Consider the following 23,023-nt stretch of genomic DNA (forward strand, 5'->3'; position numbering starts at 1 on the left):
ATTTTATGCTTTAAATATATGACCAATAGATTGTTGTACCTTAAACGTATCTGCTTCAATTATTTTTTTGACTGAAGGATCAATTTTTGAAGAAAAGCTAGCCTCTACAACGATATGATTTAGTTCATTTGTTATCATCACTTCAAAACGATGATTTTCGAATTTAAAGTCTGATTTAACTTTAGTTAGTTGTTTTTCTGTTATTTTTACAAATTCATAACTACTACTAAGCTGGTCGAAAGCATCTTTTGCGGTTTCTAGCACAAGGCGTGTTTCTACATCCAGATCGTTAATTAAAATGGTAGCGTTTTGATTCAAATCTTTCAGCACAGGCAGTAGATCTTCACTGAAGATAATTTCTTTTGCATCGTTTATGGAGAGTATCTCAGAATTACCACTTTTATCAAATCGCTGTTCTAGATAAATACTGTCATTCCCATCTTTTAGGTGTGCTATTGTTGGAGAAGTATATTCAACTTTGAGATCGCTGATTACATTTTTAACAATGTTTACTACTTGAATTAATAACGGAGAAGGAGTGATGTTGCTCATTATTTATATTTTTTGCAAAGGTACAATACTATTTGTGGAACCAGGAATTATGGACGTATTATTAAAAAAAAATCCTCCAGCTATACATTATAGCTGGAGGATAATAGCGATTAGCGAACCTATTTCAACGAATCCTGTATTTTTTTAATGGCATCTAAATGTGCTTTTACAATAGGGGCAGTTTTCGCTGCAAATGCTTTCAAATCTGCATCTTCACCATCTTTAGCTTGTTTTTCCATCAAGTCTACTACTTTTTTATGGCCATTAACCATATCGTCTACATATTTTTTGTCGAAGTCTGTTCCAGTTTTAGCGTTTAACTCATCCCACATTTTCTGATGATCTTCGTCTAATGAAGCGGGTAAGGTAATATTTTTAGCGGTTGCAATAGCCATTAGCTCTTCGTTAGCTTTGCCATGATCGCTTACCATCATACTGGCAAATTCTTTAACTTGTGAATTGGTAGCTTTTGTAAGTGCCAATTTGCCCAATTCTACTTCGGCCATGCCAGCTGCTGCAGATTTTGTGGCAAATTCTGCATCGGCTTCTATAACTGCAATGCCACCTGTTGCGGCTACATTTGTAGTGGTGTCTTTCGATTCATTTAAACTGTCGGCAGTTTCTTTGGAATCTTTGTTTTCGCTGTTACAGCTTTGGAATGAAAATGCGGCAAGCGCAATCATACATAGAAATCCTAATTTTTTCATGGTAAAATAATTTAATTTTTAAAGGTTATGAAGCTATCATGAGTTTTGTCTATTTTTTAATGTGAACTCATGATGGTTTCACGATAAGTGGTTTAAATTTTTAATTTGTGGAGATAACAGTTTATGGAGCTGAATGTTTTAATTTATTCAGCTAAAAATTACCTAATCCTTTAATTTTTTTCACCATCTTAGCTATTTGAGGTGTTTTTTTACAACTTGCGTACTATGAAAAAATCGACGCTGTTTTTACTCCTATTATTTTGTACTACGGCTTTTGCACAATCGCCATGGGACAATCTTGCCAAAAGGCCATCTACCTTAGGGATAGACAAAGGAACGATTAGTTTACAATCTACCGCCTTTTCGATTCAATTGCTAAAGTCGTCTCAGACCTTAAAATCATTGTGCCCAAAGACCGATCGGAGTTTCGATTTTTCGCCAATACAATTTTTACAAAAGAGAAGTAGCGATGGTTTTTATCATTTAGGCGATATCACGCTGAGGATAAGACTACAGGGCGAGAATGAGTGGAAGAAGTACAGTACGGCAAGTAAAAGAGCGCCAATTACCGAATTGCCAACTGGCGGAAAGATTTTAGCAGCCGCAAATTTAGCAAATACCTTGCCTGCTGATATTCCGCTTACCATTAAACGGTATTGGGAACTCGATAACGGCAATTTGGCTTTACGTTTCGAACTTATCAATACCAGCAATGTGAATGTTGAAATAGGTTCGTTGGGTATCCCCTTAATTTTTAACAATATTTTAGACGGTCAGTCGCTCGATTCAGCACATAAGCACAATGTATTTTATGATCCTTACATTGGCATGGATGCAGGTTATCTTCAGGTAACACGATTAAGCGGAAAAGGGCCTGCTCTATTGGTAGTTCCACTTGGAAAAACACCATTTGAGGGCTATAGTCCATTACTCGACGACCCTTCGCCACGCAGCATAACTTTCGAGGGATTTTATGAATGGATGCCGTTAACCAAAGCACACGCAGAAAGTGATTGGAAAAATGCCCAACCTTGGAACAAGCCCAACACAATTATCTTTAAGGCAGGTGAGAAGCGAAGTTTTGGACTAAAATTTATACTTGCACCTAACGTTAAGGGGATTGAGCAAGAATTAGCCGCTCAAAAAAGACCGGTTGCGGTAGGGATTCCTGGGTATGTAATTCCACAAGATGTGGATGCAAAATTGTTCCTAAACTATTCAAAAGCTGTTCAGTCGATTACAGTTTATCCCGAACATGCCTTAAGTCTTAAAGCTTTGCAAGCTTTAAAAAATGGTACTAAGGTATATCAAGTAAAAGGGAATGTTTGGGGAAGAGCAAGGCTTACCGTTGTGTATGCCGATGGACTTCTGCAAACCATCCAATACAAAATCATTAAACCAGAAAGCAAATTGCTAAGCGATTTTGGTCATTTTTTAACCACTAAGCAATGGTTTGATGATGCAAATGATCCCTTTCATCGCGCACCTTCAGTAATTAGTTACGACTACGATACCAAAACACAAGTAACACAAGATAGACGTGCATGGATTGCCGGTTTGGGTGATGAAGGCGGTTCTGGAAGCTGGTTGGGTGCTATGATGAAACAACTCATCCAACCCGATAAAGCTGAAGTGCAAAAAATGGAGCAATTTGCAGTCGAAACCATGTGGGGTAAGTTACAAAGCAATGCAGCAGATTCGTCTAAATACGGTGTTCGCAAAAGTTTGTTCTACTATGAACCAAAGGAAATGCCCGAAGGTACATACAATGCTACTATTAACTTTAAAACTTGGAGTGCATGGCCAAAAAAAGAAGCAAATTCTTTGGGGCGTTCGTATAACTATCCACACGTTGCTGCAGCACATTGGGTATTGTATCGCCTTGCGCGCTACCATACTAATTTGGTTACTCAAAAAGACTGGAAATGGTATTTAGAAAATGCTTTTCAAACCACTATGGCTATGGTAAATAAAGCACCTTACTATGCGCAGTTCGGACAAATGGAAGGTTCTGTGTTTCTATATATTCTAAAAGATTTAAAAGCAGAAGGTTTGGTGCAAATGGCTACGGAGTTAGAGAAAACCATGAAAAAGCGAGCCGATCATTGGCGCAGTTTAAACTATCCCTTTGGAAGCGAAATGCCGTGGGACAGTACAGGGCAAGAAGAGGTGTACCTGTGGTCGGCCTATTTTGGCTATCAAGATAAGGCCGATGTAACCTTGAACGCTATTTTAGGGTATATGCCTACGGTTCCACATTGGGGCTATAATGGCAGTGCTAGAAGGTATTGGGATTTTTTATATGGTGGCAAATTATCTAGGATAGAGCGCCAACTTCATCATTACGGTTCGGGCTTAAACGCTATTCCAGTATTAACGGCATATCGACATAGCCCAGCAGATTTATATCTTTTGCGGGTTGGCTATGGTGGTTTAATGGGGGCAATATCGAACATCACCGAAGATGGTTTTGGCCCGGCAGCTTTTCATTCCTTTCCATCTACCTTGCAAATAGATGGGCTTTCGGGCGATTATGGACCTAACTTTTATGGCTATACAGTAAACTCGGCAACTTATATTGTTAACGATAAGGCCTATGGCTGGTTAGCTTTTGGTGGTAATTTAATGCAAAAGACGAATTTAGTTGAAGTGAAAATTACTACGGCGGCTAAATCTAAAGTATTTATAGCGCCGTTAGGATTATGGCTCACTTTAGATGCAGGTACATTTAATTCGGTTGCTTACGATTCGTTAAAGCAAACTGTAGAGATAACTTTAAATGCTGATGATGCGTTTACGCCCAATGCGTATTTGCATATCGATCAAAATGATATGAGTAAAGGAAAATTTAAAACAAAAGCAAGCTTTAAGTTAGAAAGGGAAGCTTTTGTAATTCCTTTAGGGAAAGAAGCGATTAAAGTGTTACTAACAAAATAGGAAAATTAAGTATTAAATGAGCATTTTTTCCCCATTGTGTAGAATTTTCCCCCAATTATGAGTAAAAATGTCCACGAAATTTTATTTTTTAGGTTAGTTTACCTTGAAAAATAACGTTTTTATTCTCAGTTAAAACTTGGTTTGTAAATCTCAAAGCCAATTTGTTTGGGGCTATTTAACTCGTTGGTTATTCTTTATATGCTTTTGGCTTTCTATTTGAGAGATAGGTTAGCGTGTAAAAGCACGTTCGGAAGCGATGGAGTACAAAAATAAGGTAATGATTGTTGACGATAACCCAATAGATCAATTGATAACGGAATATATCCTTAAATTGAATCACGAGCAGGGCGACATTATTGTTATGAAAAGTGCTAATGACGCATTAAACTACCTTGCGCTACATGCAAATTCCCCAGAATCGCTACCATCCTTGATATTTCTTGATTTAGATATGCCTGTAATGAATGGTTTCGATTTCTTGCAACGGTTTAAAGAATACGCTGATGAAGTGAAAGAAAGATGTAGAATTGTAGTAGTTACCGCATCTGAAGCAAAAGCTGATATTGAAAGAATGCGATCAGATCCTCATGTTATCAAATTAGTTGCCAAACCGCTACACAGACACTCCTTAGTACTTTAATTGACATAGAATTACGCAATCATAACTCAGCCCCGACTAAAGTTGGGGTTTTTTACTCCTCAGCCGGCTTATTGACCATTATTTATTGCAATATATTCACACTCCTGTTATAACAATCAGGGGTATGCGAACTGGTATTGGCCTCACGGGATTCCTGTTAAGAAACCATCATGAGTTTACACTTTCGTGGTATTCATGCTTTACGCTGCGCATCAAGATTTTGTTTATTTTTGTATCAACACAAAAAGAAAGGTATATTGCATTAAAATCCAATTTGTATGAAACGCAAAATCTTAACCCTTTTATTTTTTAGCCTGACCATCACTTTAAAAGCACAAACTGCGGCAGAAAGCAAAGTTTTAGCGGCCGTAGAAAAAATGCGATTAGCTTTAATTAGTGGAGAAAGAGCTGCATTAGATGATATTGCTGCTACAGATTTAAGTTACGGACATTCAAGTGGTAAGCTACAAGATAAAGCTGCATTTGTGGAAGCTATAGCAAATGGCTCGTCTGATTTTGTAACTATCGATTATAAAAATCAAACCGTTAAAGTAACCGGAAAAACGGCGCTGGTTCGTCACGAACTGCATGCAAAAACAAACGACGGTGGTAAGCCTGGCGAAGTTCACTTGGGCATATTATTAGTTTGGCAAAAAGAAGGTAAAGATTGGAAATTATTGGGTAGGCAGGCTTTTAAATTAGCGAATTAGCGAATTCGTAAATTACCTAACGCACAATTCAGTGGCTAAAATCTTTTTTTCGAAATCTTCAACAGGATATTTTGCTTCAATAAGTTCTAGCAACATTTCTGTAGCAAGTTGGCCCATCTCAAAGGCAGGTTGCCTTACAGAAGTTAATGGAGGATTAAAAAGATCTAATACATCGGAATTGCTAAATCCAACGATAGCAACATCGTGCGGAACCGAAATCTTTAAATTTTGAAACACACTTAAGCAACCCATACTTAAACGGTCGCCCGCCACAAAGATAGCATCTGGTTTTTCTTTTAACGCCATTAATTCTTTGATGGCTTTTTCGGTTTCCGAATACATCATTCCGCCATGTAAGCAATGTTTAATATAGTTCGGATTAATCGGCATACCGTTATCGCTCAAAGCGGCCTCATATCCTGATAAACGTTCAATGCTGATCGATAAATGGTTGGAACTGGTAAGGTGTGCGATTTTTTTATAACCTTGACTAATTAAATGATTGGTAGCCTGATAAGCTCCCTTTTCGTTGTTAGCAATTACTTTATGTGTAATAATCTCATCCGCTACGCGGTCGAAAAATACAATGGGCAAGCCTCTTTCATGTAAAGAACTGAGGTGAGAAATATCTGTCGTTTCTGATGATAAGGAAACCAATAGCCCATCTACCGACCTCGAGGCTAAATGCTGTACGTTAATTACTTCTCTATCGTATGATTCGTGGGTTTGAGAAATAATAACGTGATAACCTCTGTCGTATGCAATAGATTCGATGCCGTTAATGGCTTGAGAGAAATAACTGTTGGCCACCTCGCTTACAACTACGCCAATTGACTTGCTTCTACGCTCTTTTAAGCTTAAAGCTATAGGGTTTGGTTGATAATTAATCTCTTTTGCGTAGGCTAAAACAATTTTCTTGGTAGCTGCACTAATTTCGTGTGTATCTCTTAACGCTCTAGAAACGGTAGAGGTAGATAGCCCTAAGGCTTTGGCAATATCTTTTATGGTTACGGGCTCAAACATGTTTCAACGCTATATTTTGATGCAAAAAATTCGATTTATAATAATACTATTTTTTTACATGCTTAAAGGTAACTTTTTAAATCAGTTTTGGCAACGTTGTCGGGAACGATTGCACAAATTTAGTGTCCTGTACTGTCATGCTTTTTGAAAAAAACAATGTAGACTTGTTAATGGAAGACCGTAAAAGTCTACCAATACAACCATTTATAACCTTAATGTATGAAAAAAGTTTTACTATTATGTAGTATGCTTATCCTCTTTTTAGGATTAGCTAATGCACAACAAACAAAACAAATCTCGGGTAAAGTAACAGATAAGAACACCAAAGAAGCTATTCCTGGTGCAGCTGTTGCTGTAAAAGGTACAAATTCTATCGTTAGTACCGATGAGAAGGGAGAGTTTAAGATCAATGTTCCGGCTACAGGCACCGTAATTTTAACAGCGAAATACTTGGGCTACAAGCTACAAGAAATTACTGTTGGAAATTCAACAAAAATTAATTTTTTGCTCGAAGACGATGTTTCGGTCTTAGACGAAGTGGTAATTAATATTGGGTACGGAACAGTACGTAAAAAGGATTTAACGGGAGCTGTATCTTCAGTGGGTGCCGACGTGATTTCTGCAGCCCCTGTTTCGTCGGCCTTAGAAGCTATTCAAGGTCGTGTTGCGGGTATTAATATCTCTGCAACAGAAGGATCACCTGATGCCGAATTAACCGTAAGGGTTAGGGGCGGTGGTTCGATTACAGGCGACAATTCGCCACTTTATATTGTAGATGGATTTCCGGTTTCGAGTATTTCTAATATTGCCCCACAAGATATAGAAAGCATCGATATTTTAAAGGATGCTTCTTCTACCGCCATATACGGGTCGAGGGGAGCTAATGGTGTGGTATTAATTACCACTAAAAATAGTAAGGATGGCAAAACATCGGTAAGTTATACAGCGTTTACTGGAACACGAGAACTGGCCAATAAATTAGATGTGTTATCGCCTTTGGATTTTGTGACTTGGCAATATGAAAGATCGCTTTTAGAAAGAGTGCCACTCGATTACACCCAATATTTTGGAAATTATCAAGACATCGATTTGTATGCAAATGTACCGGCAAACGATTGGCAAGAAATTATTTTCGGACGTACAGGAACTACATTTAATCAGAATATTAACATTAGTGGTGGTGGCGACAAAACAAAATATAGCCTTAGCCATAGTTTAGTAAAAGATAGGGCCATTATGCAACTTTCAGATTTTGAAAGACAAAATGTGAATTTTAAACTAAACCATAAATTGTTTAAGGGATTATCACTTGACTTTGGTTTGCGTTATGCTGATACTAAAACAAATGGTGGTGGGGCAAATGAGCAAAACGAAAAATCTTCTGCCGATTCTCGCTTAAAAAATGCAATGATTTACCCGCCATTTACGGTTCCTGGTTTAACTACTACCACAGAAACCAATGATGAATTTAACTTATACGATCCTTTAGTTTCGATTTCTGACAACGATCAGTTTATCCACAAAAAAACCTATAACATTAATGGTGCACTATCTTGGGATATTATTGATAATTTAAAATTACGTTCAGAAGCTGGTTACGATGCTGCTAGAACCGATAACGATCGTTTTTATGGCACTACAACCTATTATGTAAGAAATGCACCAGCGGCAGAAAATCAAAATCTTCCGGCTATTATCTTCGCAAATTCGAATAGAAATAGTTTCAGAAATACAAATACCTTAAATTATAATTTTAGCAAGATTTTTAAGAACAAGCATAACCTAAATGCATTGTTAGGTCAAGAATTTATTAAAACCGAGCAAACAGCCTTAACGAATGTAGTGCATGGCTTCCCTAAATCGTTCGGTTTTGAACAAGCACGAGTTCTATCTACCCAAGGCAAGGCAAATTCGATCGATAATAATTTTTCTCCAGACGATAAATTGTTGTCGTTCTTTGGTAGGGTAAATTATGATTACGAAGGGAAATATTTATTAAGTGCAACTTTTAGAGCGGATGGTTCATCAAAATTCTCGGAAGCAAACCGTTGGGGCTACTTCCCTTCAGTTTCTGGAGCATGGAGAATTTCTCAAGAAGGTTTTATGAAAGGTACTAAATCGTGGTTGAACGATTTAAAACTGAGAGGAAGTTACGGTACTGCAGGTAATAACAACATCCCTCCGGGTCAAATGAACCAGAGCTTCCAAAATTCAGTAACCACTTGGGTTAATGGCTTTAATAATTTTTGGGCGGCTTCTAAAATTATGGCAAATCCAGATTTAAAATGGGAAACCACTGTTACCAGAAATGTGGGACTCGACTTTTCATTGTTAAGTGGTACCTTAACAGGAACAGTTGATGCCTATTCTAATCGAACTAAGGATTTACTAATTAGCTTCCCTGTTGCGGGCACTGGGTACGATTTTCAGTTCCGTAACTTAGGCGAAACCCAAAATAAAGGATTAGAGTTTTCTTTAAATTGGAATGCAATTAAAAAAACCAATTTCGATTTATCGTTTAGTGGAAACATAAACTTTAATAGAAATAAAATTATTTCCCTAGGGTCAGTTAAAAATATTAACGGAACATCGGGTTGGGCTTCGACAGAAATTGGGGTCGATTATTTAGTAGAAGAAGGGGCTTCGGTTGGTCGCATTTACGGGTATAAAAATGCTGGAAGGTACGAAGTGTCTGATTTTTCTGGATATAATGCCGCCACAGGTAACTGGACATTAAAAACTGGAGTAGTAAATGGAACATCGTTCCTTGGAACTGTTCGTCCAGGTACAATGAAATTGCAAGATATTTCGGGCGATGGTAAAATTGATTTATCAGATAGAACAGTTATAGGAAATGCAAACGCCTTAAATACAGGTGGTTTCTCCGTTAATTCTAGAATTTTCAACTTTGATATTGGTGCTTATTTTAACTGGAGCTACGGTAACGATATTTATAACGCAAATAAAATTGAGTACACTTCTACAAGTAAATACTCATCGAGAAATATGATTTCTGAAATGGCTACTGGAAAGCGTTGGACCAACTTGCGTGCAGATGGTACCCTAAGCAATGATCCTGCAGAACTAGCTGCAATGAATGCGAATACAACCTTATGGTCGCCTTTTATGAAATCATTTGTGTTGAGTGATTGGGCTGTGGAAGATGGTTCGTTCTTGCGCCTTTCTACCGTAACATTAGGCTATACCTTGCCGCAGAGTATATCGAACAAAATAAAAATGAAAAAGCTACGTGTTTATGCTTCTGGTTACAATTTATGGCTGTTAACCAATTATACTGGCTTTGACCCAGAAGTTTCAACGCGTCGCCAAACCAGTTTAACCCCTGGCGTAGATTACTCGGCTTATCCGAAAAGCAAATCGATTGTTTTTGGTTTAAATGTTAATTTTTAATTATTAAAAATATGAAAAAGTTATTCTATATAGTATTCATGCTCATCGGAATTACAGTAATTAGTAGCTGTAAGAACACCTTAGAAGCACCAACCAAATCATCGCTCGATGAATCCGTTATTTTTTCTACACCTGGCTTGGCCGAAGGAGCAGTTGCCGGAATTATCCAATCGTTCGGGGAAACCAACTCCTACCGAGGTCGTTTCTTAGTTTTTTATGGTCTCAACAACGATACTGAGGTTAACAATGGACTAAAATCAACCGCAGATGATAAATCTAGATTGTCTAACTATGATGGAAATGCGAATAATGCGCAAATGAACACCGACAATAATGTTTGGGCTAAACTTTACGAAGGTATTGAAAGAGCAAATCTAGCCATCAGAGGGATAAGAACCTATGGTAAAATAGAGAGCAACCCCCAAATGGCGCAGATTTTAGGCGAAATCTTAACCTTAAGAGCGGTATTGTACAACGATTTAATGAAAGGTTGGGGCGATGTACCTGCTAGGTTTGAACCCATCTCTAGTGCAACTTCATATCTGCCAAGAAGTGATAGAGATGTTATTTATAAGCAATTGCTGAAAGATTTGGACGAAGCGGCGGGTTACTTACCATGGCCAAACGAGACAGCTACCACTAGTAAGGTTGAGCGCGTAAGTAAGGCTTTCGCAAAAGGTATGAGAGCCCGTATTGCATTGGCAGCAGGTGGTTACGGACAACGTTTAGACGGAACAATACGCCTAAGTACGGATCCAGAACTATCACGCGATAAAATGTATGCGATCGCTAAAAAAGAATCTGTAGAGATTATCGACAGTAAAAAATTAAGACTGCTGGGTTTCGAAGAGTGTTTTAGAAAATTAAATGAAGAAGGGGGTGCTGCTGGATTAGAATCGATTTGGGAAATTCCATTTAGCGAAGGTCGCGGTAGAGTAATTTTTGATTTAGGTGTTAAACACTTAAAAACAGATCAATATACTGGACAAAACAAAGGTGGTACCGACGGACCAAATCCCATCATGCTTTACGAATATGATGTAGATGATGTAAGAAGAGATGTGAGTATTGTGCCTTACGAATGGGATGGCGGCGATGGTACTAAAGGTGCTATTCAGGTGCCTTCGTCGCTTGGTCGTTTATATTTCGGTAAATACCGTTACGAGTGGATGAAACGCAGAGTTACATCTACCAATGATGATGGATTAAATTGGTTATACATGCGTTATTCGGATGTAATACTTATGGCTGCAGAAGCAATTAATGAGTTAGATGGTCCGGCTGCAGCAGCTCCATATTTAAAAATGGTACGTGATCGTGCTTTCCCAACTAACCCAGCAAAGGTAAATAGCTATATGGCTACAGTATCGGGTTCTAAAGCTGCGTTTTTTGATGCAATCGTTAATGAAAGAGCATTAGAGTTTACCGGAGAGATGCTTAGAAAATCTGATTTAATTCGTTGGAATTTATTAGGTACAAAAATAGCTGAAGCGAAAGTTAAACTTCAACAGTTAGAAAACCGACAAGGTAAATACGCTGCACTTCCTGCAAAAATTTATTATAAAACCTTAGCAAATGGAGAAACCGTTGAAATTTATGGATTAAATTTTGGTGATACCGATGCGCAAGGCGCAGCTTTGGGGTATACTTCAAACAAAGCATGGACCATGTCTGCATCGAGCGATGTAGTTACCTATTGGGACGCTCTTGCCATAAAAGATCCAAATAAACAACAATATTGGCCAATATGGCAAATATTCTTAGACTCGTCTAATGGAACGTTAAATAATAAAAACTTAAACTTATGAGAAAGCAAACCTTATATATGAGCATTTTCGTTCTAGGAACTCTGATTGGATTTTCGGGATGTAAAAAGAACGATATTACCGAGCCGATTACTACACTAGATGTAGATCGCGCATTTTCACCTACCGGCTTAACAGCCAATGTGGTGAATAAAACCGAAGTTAGATTAACATGGAAAGCGGTAAATAACGCAAAAAACTATACCATAGAGGTTTATGAAACAGCTGATTTTTCTGGAACACCCATAATAGCCGTTAAAGACATCACCTTTTTACAATTACCTTATACTGTAACTGGGCTTGGTGGCGATACGCAATATTACATTAGAGTAAAAGCTGTGGGAGAGGGTGTGGATGATTCAAAATGGATTTCAGCCACCCTAAAAACCGATTCGGAACAGATTTTTCAAGATGTAAACCCTGATAAATTAACCGCCACTTCTGTGGTATTGAATTGGCCAGCAGGGAAAACAGCAACAAAGATTACGCTAAGCCCTGGAAATATCACTCACACGGTTACCGCTGCCGAAATTGCCGCAGGGGCGGCAACGATTTCGGGTTTAACAGGAGAAACGAATTACACAGCCACCTTATTAAATGGCACAAAGATTCGTGGAACGATGACTTTTAGTACGTTACTCGATTTAGGTGGTGCAACTTCTGTTTCACCAAGTGATGATTTGGCCATGGTGATTGCCAATGCATCTGCTGGTGATGTTCTTGCATTACTTCCAGGCACCTATACCATTAATGCAGATATCACTATCGATAAATCAATTTCACTTAAAGGTGCAAAACCTTCTGATAAGCCCATTCTTAAAGGTTTGGTGTTAAAAATCATGGGAAATGCAGCATTAGGCTTGAAAGATTTGATACTTGATGGCACTGGAGCGCAAAATAGCAATCAGGCCATTATTTATAATGAAGCGTTAGATAATGCTTATGGTAACTTGGAAATCGAAAATTGTGAGATGAAAAATTATGTAAAAGGACTGATGTATGTAAATGTTAAAGCTCTCATCGAGTCGGTTACCTTTAAAGGAAACATCATCAGTAATATAGAGTGTAACGGTGGCGATTTTATAGACTTTAGAAATGGCATTGCTAAGAAGTTTGACTTCACAAATAACACCGTATACAATTCTTCTTTGCAAAGAGACTTTTTTAGAATGGATGCCGGCGGCTCTGGTAATTTCCCAAGTATTACCTCGGTAGTAACCATTGCAAATAACACGTTTAATAATATTTGTGTAGGGGCTTCTAGGCGACTACTATATATTCGACTTGCTAAACACGAGATTTATTTTACTAAAAACATTGTTGCAAATTCTGGTGGCATCTTAACAAATCAAGGCTCTACCAATATTGTTGGGACAAACTTTGTAGAAAACAACTATTACAATGCACCAGCTTATATGGGTGGAAGTTCGACCTCGGGTGCTAAATATGATACAGGAAGTTTTACCACACTAAATCCTGGTTTTGCCAATGCTGATAACGGTGATTTTACACTGTCAGAAATTACATTAAAAATAAATGGAATAGGCGACGCACGCTGGAGATAAATCAATTGTAAACTAGAGGCGGTAAAGGTATCACTATCTACCTTTACCGCTTTTGATTCAAAACCTATGTATATTTTTAAAATTATACTTCTTGCTTCTGTTTTCAACTTAATCAGCTGTGCCAAAAAAGCAAATACCGATATACTACCTCCAAAAGAAGAAGTAAAGGTAACACCACAACCTATTCAGGAAACAGCTATTGCGTTTCCAGGAGCTGAGGGTTTTGGTAAAATCGCCTCTGGTGGACGACGCGGTAAAGTAATAAAAGTTACCAACCTGAACGATGATGGAGCAGGGAGCCTAAGAGCGGCCATTGCCGAAACTGGGGCACGTATAATTGTTTTTGAAGTATCAGGAAACATTAAGCTGAAAAGCAAACTTCAAGTAAAGAATGCAAATCTTACCGTCGCTGGGCAAACTGCTCCAGGTGATGGAATTTGTATTCAAGATTACGAAATGAATATCGATGCTGATAATGTTATCATCCGTTTTATGCGGTTTAGGATGGGCGATTTAACCAAAAACGAGCAAGACGCTCTTTGGGGTCGCTATCATCAAAATATTATCATCGACCACTGTTCCATGAGCTGGTCGATTGACGAGTGTTCGTCATTCTATGCCAATAAAAATTTCAGCATGCAATGGTGTATTCTTTCAGAAAGTTTAAATAAATCGTTCCATGAGAAAGACAATCATGGCTATGGTGCGATATGGGGTGGGTCGAATGCTACTTTTCATCATAATTTGCTTGCTCATCATAACAGCAGAAATGCCCGATTTGATGGTGGAAATCGCCCAGGTACTGGGGTAAGTCCGTTTGGAATTGACAAAGTGGATTATCGTAATAACGTGATTTATAATTGGGGGAGCAATAGTGCGTATGGTGGAGAAAATGGGGAATATAACATTGTGGCCAATTACTATAAGGCAGGACCTGGAACTGCGAGTTCGAAAAGAAGCAGGATTATGGAGATATCTATGGAACCCGATCTAGTAAAATACGGTCCCGGATATGGCAAATTCTACATCACAGGTAATTATGTAGATGGAAACGCTACTGTAACACAGAGCAATTGGAATGGAGGAGTAGATAAAGGGTCTGGACTAAGTGATGCCAATTACGCCGCTGCAAAAATGACAACTGCTTTTAGTGCTGAATCATTAACTACACATACTGCTGTTCAGGCCTATAACGCAGTATTAGCTTATGTAGGTGCAAGTTATAAAAGAGATGCGGTGGATACACGTATTTTAAAAGAGGTAAAAGATGGAACGGTTACGTATAATGGTTCTAAAACAGGTTTCAAAGGAATTATCGATTCTCAAACGGATGTTGGGGGATGGCCTGTCTTACAACAAACTGCTCCTTTAAAAGATACTGATGGCGATGGAATGCCCGATGATTGGGAAATAGCAAAAGGATTAGATCCCAAAATAGCGAATGCAGTTGGACGGAATTTAAGTACAGGCTATGATAATATTGAGGTTTACGTTAACGAGCTTGTTAAAGTGATTACAGAAAATCAGATACTTTAGGATTATTTTAACTAATGACATTTTTGGCATCGTTTGCATTAATTAATTCTGTATGAATACCTTTTTGGGAGATAAAATTGGCTAATTTGCTGTGTAAAAACCAAGTATCTTATGTATAAAAGTTTAATTATAGGTTTATCGTTGATATGCCTATCCTTATCAAATTCACAACAAAAAATTACAGTTTATATTATAGGAGATTCTACTGCGGCCAATAAACGGCCTAAAGCATTTCCAGAAACAGGCTGGGGAATGGAATTGCAACCTTTTTTTGATGCGGAAGTTAAGGTAGATAATAGAGCTCTTAACGGAAGAAGCACCAAATCTTTCATTAACGAAAAAAGATGGGATGCCATTTTAACCACATTAAAGGCAGGCGATTATGTGCTAATCGAGTTTGGTCATAATGATGAAAAAATTGAAAATCCTGCGGTTGGAACCTCATTAGAAGAGTTTAAACAGAACTTAATTACGTACGTTAAAGAAACCCAGGCGAAGGATGCGCATCCTATATTATTAACACCAATTATGCGTCGAAACTTCAAGGATGGTGTTTTTATCGACACACACCTAGGCTATCCTAATGTAATGCGAAAACTGGCAGATTCCTTACACCTACCCCTAATCGATATGCACCGTAAAACGGAAAAACTAATTGTGGGTTTAGGAGAAAAGCCATCGATAAAATTATTTAATCATGTAGATAGTGGCCATGTAAATTATCCTAAAGGAAAAATGGATAATACGCATTTGAGTCCTGAAGGCGCAAAAGCAGTTGCAGGCTTAGTTGCCGATGGTATTAAAGAAACTAAAACTTCACTAGCAAAGCATTTAATTAGAAGATGAAGCCATTATGATTTTCAAACCACACCGTGGGATGAATAACTCTGATAGCTTCATCACAATTAAAAAACAAATTATATACGGATGAAAATCTTAACCAAATCATTTATATTTCTTTGTTTACTAGTTCTTTTCGCTTTTTCACTACCGAAGAAGCCAGTACGTATTTTTTTGATAGGTGATTCAACCATGGCCGATTATACTTTAGATTCAGGCTATATGGATAAGAAATTTCCATTACATGGTTGGGGACAAGTGTTTCAGCCTTTTTTTAGGAAGGATAGTTTATCGAAAGTTAAAAAGTTAATCGGTTCTGATAGTGTAATTATTCTGGATAAGGCAAGAGGTGGAAGAAGTACCCGAACTTTTTTTGAAGAAGGGCGTTGGGCTGCAGTGTATAAAGCATTGAAAAAGAACGATTTGGTAATGATCCAGTTTGGACATAATGATGCTGCGGTAGATAAACCCGAACGCTACGTTAATATTGCTGGTTACAAAGAATATTTACGATTATATGTAAACCAAACCAGAGAAAAAGAAGCTATACCCATCTTGATTACACCTGTAAATAGAAATTATCCTTGGAAAGATGGAAAATTAAGTAACGTACATGGCGAATATCCAAACGCAGTAAAGGATGTAGCCAAAGAGTTAAATGTAAGACTGATCGATTTAACTCAACTGTCAATTGCAGCATTTACAGCAAAAGGGCAAGATGAGGTTACCTCAACATATTTTATGAATTTGGAAAAAGGCATCTATAAAGGATACCCTGTTGGGCAAAAAGACAATACCCATTTTCAAAAAGCTGGTGCCCTTGCGGTTGCTCAGTTGGTATTTAACGCAATGAAAGGATTATAATATGAAGAAAATTATGTTATTAGGGTTAAATTTTTTAATCGTTTTTTTTGCGAATGCTAACGATGCTCCCAAAACCGCAACTCTTAGCCCACAACTCAAAACGCCATACGATATCACCGTTGCAGCCGATGGATCTGGAACCTACAAAACTGTTCAAGAAGCCATTAATGCAGTGCCTGATTTTAGGAAAGTAACCACCACTATTTTTATAAAAAATGGGGTTTATAAAGAGAAATTAAATCTTTCAGCTTCAAAGCAATTCATTAGAATGATTGGGGAAAGTGTAGAGAAAACTATTTTAACATACGACGATTGGGCGCAGAAAAAAAATGTGTTTGGAGAAGAAAAAGGTACCTCTGGCTCGTCTAGTTTTTACATTTATGGAAATTCTTTTACCGCAGAGAACATTACTTTTCAGAATACAGCTGGTCCGGTTGGACAAGCGGTTGCTTTATTTGTAGCTGGCGATAAAGCTAAGTTTATCAATTGTAGAATGCTCGGTTTTCAGGATACACTTTATACCTATGGCCATGCCAGCAGGCAATATTATTACAAATGCTATATAGAAGGTACGGTCGATTTTATTTTTGGTTCCTCGACCGCGGTATTCGACGACTGCGAAATTTTCTGTAAAAAGAACGGCTACATTACGGCATCTTCCTCTCCAGATACTTTGAAGTACGGCTATGTGTTTATCAATAGCAAAATAACTGGCGATGCACCAGAAAATTCGTTTTACTTGGGCCGTCCATGGCGGCCATACGCAAAATCTGTCTTTATAAATTGTGAATTGGGTAAAATGATTAAGCCCGAAGGATGGAACAATTGGGGGAAAGAAAGCAATGAGAAGACTGCCTTTTATGCAGAATATAAAAGCAAAGGACCAGGTGCCAATTCTCAATCTAGGGTCCCTTGGTCGCATCAGCTTGATGAGGTTACGGTTAAAGAGTATACACTAGCAAAAATTTTTAACGACTGGAATCCAAAAGAAGGAATAGGGAAATAGGGAATAGAATAACAAACCATGAAAATACTTACTGCACTTTTCTTTTTAAGCTTTGCGTTAACCGTAAGTGCTCAACAACTTTCCCAAACCTGGGTTTCAGATTTGGGTAATGGAAACTATAGAAATCCAGTGCTAAATGCCGATTATTCAGATCCAGATGCGATACGGGTAGGCGACGATTTTTTCTTGGTTTCTTCAAGTTTTGATGCAGTGCCAGGTTTACCAATCTTACATTCTAAAGATTTAGTAAATTGGACCATCATTGGGCATGCGCTAAAAAGACAGCCCCCATTCGAACATTTTGCGAAAACACAACATGGTAATGGCGTTTGGGCGCCTTCTATCCGTTTCCATAACGGAGAATTTTATATCTATTATCCAGATCCAGATTTCGGTATTTATGTAACGAAAGCTAAAAATGCTGCTGGTCCTTGGGGAACCCCTATTTTGGTAGAAGCTGGTAGAGGATTAATAGACCCTTGCCCACTGTGGGACGAAGATGGAAAAGTTTATTTGGCTCATGCATATGCCGGCAGCAGGGCTGGCATTAAAAGTATCATTGTAGTTAAAAAAATGAATACGAGTGGCGATAAAACAATCGACGAAGGTAAATTAGTTTATGACGGACATGAGCTTGATCCTACCATTGAAGGGCCTAAATTTTATAAAAGAAATGGTTTTTATTATATTTTCGCACCAGGAGGAGGTGTGGCAACAGGTTGGCAAACAGTATTACGCTCAAAAAACGTTTACGGTCCTTATGAACGTAAAGTGGTGATGAACCAGGGTAAATCCCGAATAAATGGGCCACATCAAGGTGCTTGGGTAGATACACCAAGTGGTGAAGATTGGTTTTTGCATTTTCAAGATAAAGGCGCATATGGTCGAGTAGTGCATCTACAACCGATGAAATGGATAAATAACTGGCCCGTTATTGGTGCAGATCTTGATGGGGATGGAATTGGAGAACCCGTATTCATCCATAAAAAGCCTACAATTTCAAAGTCGACCCCACGTGTTACACCCGCAGAAAGCGATGAATTTAACAGTGAGAATTTAGGTTTACAATGGCAATGGCAAGCTAACCCGGTTGCAACCTGGTCATTCTTAAACCCTACTAAAGGCATTTTACGACTGTTTTCTGTTAAGACACCCGATAGCGCAAAAAATCTTTGGGATGTTCCGAATTTGCTCTTACAGAAATTTCCTTCAGAGAAATTTATGGTTACAACAAAATTAACTTTTACACCAAATCCTAAGCTCGAAAACGAAAAATCGGGGCTGATCGTCGCGGGCATGAGCTATGCTAATCTAGCTGTGAAAAGCAAAAAAGATGGACTTTATCTCGTGTATTCTGTATGTAAGAATGCGGATCAGGGAAAAGCAGAAGTTGAAAAAACCATAGGTAAACTCAATTCAAGTATCATTTATTTGCGTGTTTCGGTTATTGAAGAGGCTAAATGTCAGTTTAGTTATAGTGTTGATGGCAATACCTTTATTACCTTAACAGATATTTTTCAGGCCGAACCCGGAAAATGGATAGGCGCTAAAGTAGGCCTTTTTTGCGTTAGGGAACAGCAGACTAATGATTCGGGCTATGGAGATTTTGATTGGTTTAGGGTAGATTAGTAGGCAAAAACCGGTAACGATTGCATAGTTATTTCCTCCTAATTAGTTCCGTTATAATTTAAATCTATGTAGACTTGCTATAATAAAGAGTGAAGAGATGTAGTTAATGATTAGGTTAAGCATCAAGACCTGCAACCCACAACTCGCAACCCATAACTCAAAAGAACCTAATATAATCTGTAACACATGAATAAAATAGTATTAACTCTATTTACACTTGTTATTTTAAGCGGATCACCTTCACTGTTCGCTCAAACGTCGGTTAAACCTTATTCGTTTACTAATCTTCCAAAAATTGCTAAAACTTCGTTTAAAGCAGATACTTTAAACATTTTAAAATTTGGTGCTATAAGCGATGGATTAACCTTAAATACAAAAAGCATAAACGATGCTATCATTACCTGCAATAAGAGGGGCGGTGGTGTGGTAGTGGTACCGAAAGGATTATGGTTAACCGGACCGATCGAATTAAAAAGCAATGTTAATTTGCACCTCCAAGAAAATGCAATTCTTCAGTTTACAAAAGATTTTAATCAATATCCTTTGGTAGCGGGTAATTGGGAGGGTTTGGCTCAAATGCGTAATCAATCGCCCCTATGGGCTACCAACCAACAAAACATAGCCATAACTGGTAAAGGAATTATTGACGGTGCTGGCGATGCCTGGCGAATGGTAAAAAAGGAGAAATTAACGGAGAGCCAATGGTCTAAATTGATTGCTTCTGGTGGTGTAGTTAGCGAAGATAAGAAAACATGGTACCCAACAGAGAAGTTCTTTAATGCCTCGAAACTTAAAAATCCTGGAGAGATTACACCAGAAAAAACGCTGGACTTTTACAATTCAATCAAAGATTTTCTGCGCCCAAATTTAGTAGTATTTACTTCGTGTAAAAGAATATTATTAGAAGGGGTTACCTTTCAAAATTCTGCCGCTTGGAATATTCATCCACTAATGTGCGAAGATTTAACCGTGAGGAACGTGTATGCTAAAAACCCATGGTATGCGCAGAATGGAGACGGTATCGACATCGAATCGTGTAAAAATGTGTTAATAGAAGGAAGTACGTTTGATGTGGGGGATGATGGAATTTGCATTAAATCGGGTAGGGATGCCGCTGGAAGAAAAAGAGGAATGCCAACAGAAAATGTAATCATTCGCAATAGCACCGTTTATCATGCGCATGGCGGATTTGTTATTGGCAGTGAGATGAGCGGCGGAGCAAGAAATATATTTGTTTACGATTGCTCGTTTATTGGAACCGATATTGGTCTTCGTTTTAAAACTACCCGTGGTAGAGGTGGCGTAGTAGAAAAAATATTTGTGAAAAATATTAACATGATTGGAATAGTAGGAGAGGCCATATTATTCGATATGTATTATGCTGCGGTTGATCCAATTGCTTTAAAAGGAGATAAAAGAGAAGCGCCAAAAGTAGTGCTTTTGCCGGTTACAGAGGAAACACCAACATTTAAAGATTTTCACATCAGCAATGTAGCTTGTGATGGTGCTTCCAAGGCGGTTTTTATTAGGGGGTTGCCAGAATTAAGTATTAGTAACATTACCCTCCAAAACCTAAGCATCAAGGCACAAGAAGGATTAGACATACAAGAGGCTAAGAATGTTACACTTAACAATGTAAATTTGGTGGTTTCTGACGCTAATCCGCTGATAAATATCCAAAATGGAAATCAAATTAACTTCAAAAACATAAAATATAATGCAGCACAACTTCTTTTCCGCATTAGTGGAGAGCGGAACAGTTTAATACAATCTTCGGGACTAGACGCCTCAAAAGCGAAGATAAAGACCGAATTTTTAGCTGGCGCAACAGAGAAATCATTACAGATTAAATAAAAAATACAAATGAGAACTTCTTTTTATAAATATTTATCAGCGGTTGTTTTATTTAGCCTACCTTTTCAAGGAAGCGCACAATTAAATAAATCGCTGTCACAACAGATGGCTGCAACAGTAATTGGGGTTTGGAACGATAGTTTAAGTACAACAACATCGGGGTTTAGGCCTACAAAATGGTCGTACGATTTAGGTGTAGTTTACGAAGGTTTTGAAGGAATATGGAAACGAACTGGTGATGCTACGTATTTTAAAGCCATGCAAAAAAATATGGATAGCTATTTGGATAAGGATGGCACGATAAATAAGTACAAACAGACTGATTATAATATCGACAATGTTAAAAATGGTCGCACTTTACTACTGCTCTATAAAGTAACTGGTCAGCAAAAATACTTTAAAGCAGCTACTGTATTATGGGATCAACTGCAGCAGCAACCCCGCACTAAGGAAGGTGGTTTTTGGCACAAAAAAATCTATCCAAACCAAATGTGGCTCGATGGCTTATACATGGGCGAACCATTTTATGCTGAGTATGCGGCTTTGATTAAAAATGATAGGGCGTTTGATGATATCGCCAATCAGTTTATTTGGATGGAAAAAAATGCTAGGGATACTAAAACAGGATTAATGTATCATGGCTGGGACGAGTCGAAAGCAGAACAATGGGCCAATAAAACAACGGGCAGGTCGCCTCATTTCTGGGCTAGAGCAATGGGTTGGTACGGAATGGCATTAGTTGATGTGCTGGATAATTTTCCTGTTAATCACCCTAAACGAAAAGAACTGCTTGCCATTTTAGCGAGATATGCAGTTGCTATACAAAAAGTTCAAGATGTTAAATCGGGTCTTTGGTATGATATTTTAGATAAACCCCATGGAAAAGGGAATTACCACGAAGCTTCAGCGTCGAGCATGTTTGTGTATACCTATGCAAAAGCGGTCCGCAATGGCTATTTACCGAAAACGTATTTCGCATTAGCCGATAAGGGCTATAAAGGAATTAAAACTTCATTTATAGAACGTGTTGATGCAGATAAAATAAATCTTAAAGGTACGGTGAGCGTATCTGGCTTGGGTGGTAAACCTTATCGTGATGGGAGCTACGCATATTATTTAAGCGAGAAGGTAGTGGTTAACGACCCCAAAGGGGTAGGAGCATTTTTACTAGCATCGAATGAGATGGAATTAGCCGCATTGCCAAAACCGGGCGTGGGTAAAACAGTGCTATTGGATTCATACTTCAATAACGAATCGAGAATAGATCAGAGCGGAAATGCATTATCATGGCATTACAAATGGGACGAACAAGCGAATGGAGGTTTTTCGTTTTTTGGAGGTGTGTTTAATAGGGCAGGTTTCAAAACAAAAACCTTATATCATACACCAACAGCGGCAAATTTAAGCGGTTCTTCAATTTATATTATTGTAGATCCAGATAATGAAAAAGAAAATCCAAAACCAAATTTTGTTTCCCAATCGGATATCAAAGCCATTACGACTTGGGTAAATTCAGGGGGAGTGTTAGTGTTAATGGCCAATGATGCGCCAAATGCAGAATTGAAACACTTTAATGAGCTTGCAGCTAAATTTGGCGTATTTTTTAATGGCGATAGCAAAGGAACAGTTCCTGTTGCTAAAAATTTCGAGACGGCAAAAGTTGAGGTTCCTGCAGGAAATGAAATCTTTAAAAATCCAATTACACTCTTCATTAAAGAATACAGCAGTTTAAAACTATCTGGAAATGCAAAATCCCTTTTAAAAGATAAAGACGGTGACCATGTGATGTCGGTTACAAAGTTGGGTAAAGGAACAGTATTTGTAATTGGTGATCCATGGGTGTATAACGAATATGTTGACGGTAGAAAAATCCCTGCTAACTACGAGAATTTTAAAGCTATGGTCGATTTGGTAAGCTGGCTTTCTAAACAATTGAAATAGTAA

16 protein-coding genes are annotated in these 23,023 nt (G+C 38.1%); 13 read left to right on the plus strand and 3 right to left on the minus strand.

From position 1 onward, the window contains the following. Positions 1 to 3: 3 nt before the first annotated feature. The gene (locus WG904_RS17845) at positions 4 to 552 is read right to left on the minus strand and encodes a hypothetical protein (RefSeq protein WP_339580706.1); all 549 of its coding nucleotides are present in this window, start codon (positions 550 to 552) and stop codon (positions 4 to 6) included. A 119-nt stretch (positions 553 to 671) separates the two neighbouring features. Further along, positions 672 to 1,259, minus strand: coding sequence for a DUF4142 domain-containing protein (locus tag WG904_RS17850; RefSeq protein ID WP_339580707.1), 588 nt, complete (start codon positions 1,257 to 1,259; stop codon positions 672 to 674). Positions 1,260 to 1,484: 225 nt separating this feature from the next. Between WG904_RS17850 and WG904_RS17855 the strand changes: the two genes are divergently transcribed. The 3 genes from WG904_RS17855 to WG904_RS17865 all read left to right on the plus strand — a co-directional run bounded on the left by WG904_RS17855 (position 1,485) and on the right by WG904_RS17865 (position 5,546). Continuing rightward, entirely contained in the window at positions 1,485 to 4,196 is a 2,712-nt protein-coding gene (locus WG904_RS17855) for a DUF5695 domain-containing protein (RefSeq protein WP_339580708.1), read from the plus strand. Between the two features lie 256 nt (positions 4,197 to 4,452). Further along, positions 4,453 to 4,836 carry a response regulator gene (locus WG904_RS17860; protein WP_339580709.1) on the plus strand — a complete coding sequence of 128 codons (384 nt, stop codon included), beginning with the start codon at positions 4,453 to 4,455 and terminating at the stop codon, positions 4,834 to 4,836. A gap of 278 nt (positions 4,837 to 5,114) precedes the next feature. Beyond that, on the plus strand, positions 5,115 to 5,546 hold the full coding sequence (locus WG904_RS17865) for a nuclear transport factor 2 family protein (protein ID WP_339580710.1): 432 nt from the start codon (positions 5,115 to 5,117) through the stop codon (positions 5,544 to 5,546). 12 nt (positions 5,547 to 5,558) lie between these two features. On the opposite strand, the gene WG904_RS17870 is transcribed toward WG904_RS17865, so the two are convergent. Then, positions 5,559 to 6,569 (minus strand): LacI family DNA-binding transcriptional regulator, encoded by a 1,011-nt coding sequence (locus WG904_RS17870; RefSeq protein WP_339580711.1) that lies wholly within the window; start codon positions 6,567 to 6,569, stop codon positions 5,559 to 5,561. A gap of 219 nt (positions 6,570 to 6,788) precedes the next feature. Here WG904_RS17870 and WG904_RS17875 point away from each other — a divergent pair, with 219 nt between their 5' ends. The 10 genes from WG904_RS17875 (at position 6,789) to WG904_RS17920 (ending at position 23,020) form a co-directional block, all read left to right on the plus strand. After that, positions 6,789 to 9,980 carry a SusC/RagA family TonB-linked outer membrane protein gene (locus tag WG904_RS17875; RefSeq protein WP_339580712.1) on the plus strand — a complete coding sequence of 1,064 codons (3,192 nt, stop codon included), beginning with the start codon at positions 6,789 to 6,791 and terminating at the stop codon, positions 9,978 to 9,980. A gap of 11 nt (positions 9,981 to 9,991) precedes the next feature. Next, positions 9,992 to 11,788, plus strand: coding sequence for a RagB/SusD family nutrient uptake outer membrane protein (locus tag WG904_RS17880; protein ID WP_339580713.1), 1,797 nt, complete (start codon positions 9,992 to 9,994; stop codon positions 11,786 to 11,788). After that, positions 11,785 to 13,350: a DUF4957 domain-containing protein gene (locus WG904_RS17885; protein WP_339580714.1), complete on the plus strand. Its 1,566-nt coding sequence runs from the start codon at positions 11,785 to 11,787 to the stop codon at positions 13,348 to 13,350. The genes WG904_RS17880 and WG904_RS17885 overlap by 4 nt, the downstream gene beginning before the upstream one ends. A 66-nt stretch (positions 13,351 to 13,416) precedes the next feature. Beyond that, complete coding sequence (locus tag WG904_RS17890; protein ID WP_339580715.1) at positions 13,417 to 14,886, plus strand: pectate lyase; 1,470 nt, start codon at positions 13,417 to 13,419, stop codon at positions 14,884 to 14,886. A gap of 111 nt (positions 14,887 to 14,997) precedes the next feature. Next, positions 14,998 to 15,732, plus strand: coding sequence for a rhamnogalacturonan acetylesterase (locus WG904_RS17895; protein ID WP_339580716.1), 735 nt, complete (start codon positions 14,998 to 15,000; stop codon positions 15,730 to 15,732). A gap of 81 nt (positions 15,733 to 15,813) precedes the next feature. Then, on the plus strand, positions 15,814 to 16,590 hold the full coding sequence (locus WG904_RS17900; RefSeq protein ID WP_339580717.1) for a rhamnogalacturonan acetylesterase: 777 nt from the start codon (positions 15,814 to 15,816) through the stop codon (positions 16,588 to 16,590). Between the two features lies 1 nt (position 16,591). Then, positions 16,592 to 17,596 carry a pectinesterase family protein gene (locus tag WG904_RS17905; RefSeq protein WP_339580718.1) on the plus strand — a complete coding sequence of 335 codons (1,005 nt, stop codon included), beginning with the start codon at positions 16,592 to 16,594 and terminating at the stop codon, positions 17,594 to 17,596. Between the two features lie 18 nt (positions 17,597 to 17,614). Then, the gene (locus tag WG904_RS17910) at positions 17,615 to 19,225 is read left to right on the plus strand and encodes a glycoside hydrolase family 43 protein (protein WP_339580719.1); all 1,611 of its coding nucleotides are present in this window, start codon (positions 17,615 to 17,617) and stop codon (positions 19,223 to 19,225) included. 186 nt (positions 19,226 to 19,411) lie between these two features. Beyond that, a complete protein-coding gene (locus WG904_RS17915; protein ID WP_339580720.1) occupies positions 19,412 to 21,079 on the plus strand; it encodes a glycoside hydrolase family 28 protein in 1,668 nt (555 codons plus the stop codon). A 9-nt stretch (positions 21,080 to 21,088) separates the two neighbouring features. Continuing rightward, positions 21,089 to 23,020: a glycoside hydrolase family 88 protein gene (locus WG904_RS17920; protein ID WP_339580721.1), complete on the plus strand. Its 1,932-nt coding sequence runs from the start codon at positions 21,089 to 21,091 to the stop codon at positions 23,018 to 23,020. Positions 23,021 to 23,023 lie beyond the last annotated feature (3 nt).

This window comes from Pedobacter anseongensis (assembly GCF_037482965.1).
GTDB classification, from domain to species: domain Bacteria; phylum Bacteroidota; class Bacteroidia; order Sphingobacteriales; family Sphingobacteriaceae; genus Pedobacter; species Pedobacter anseongensis.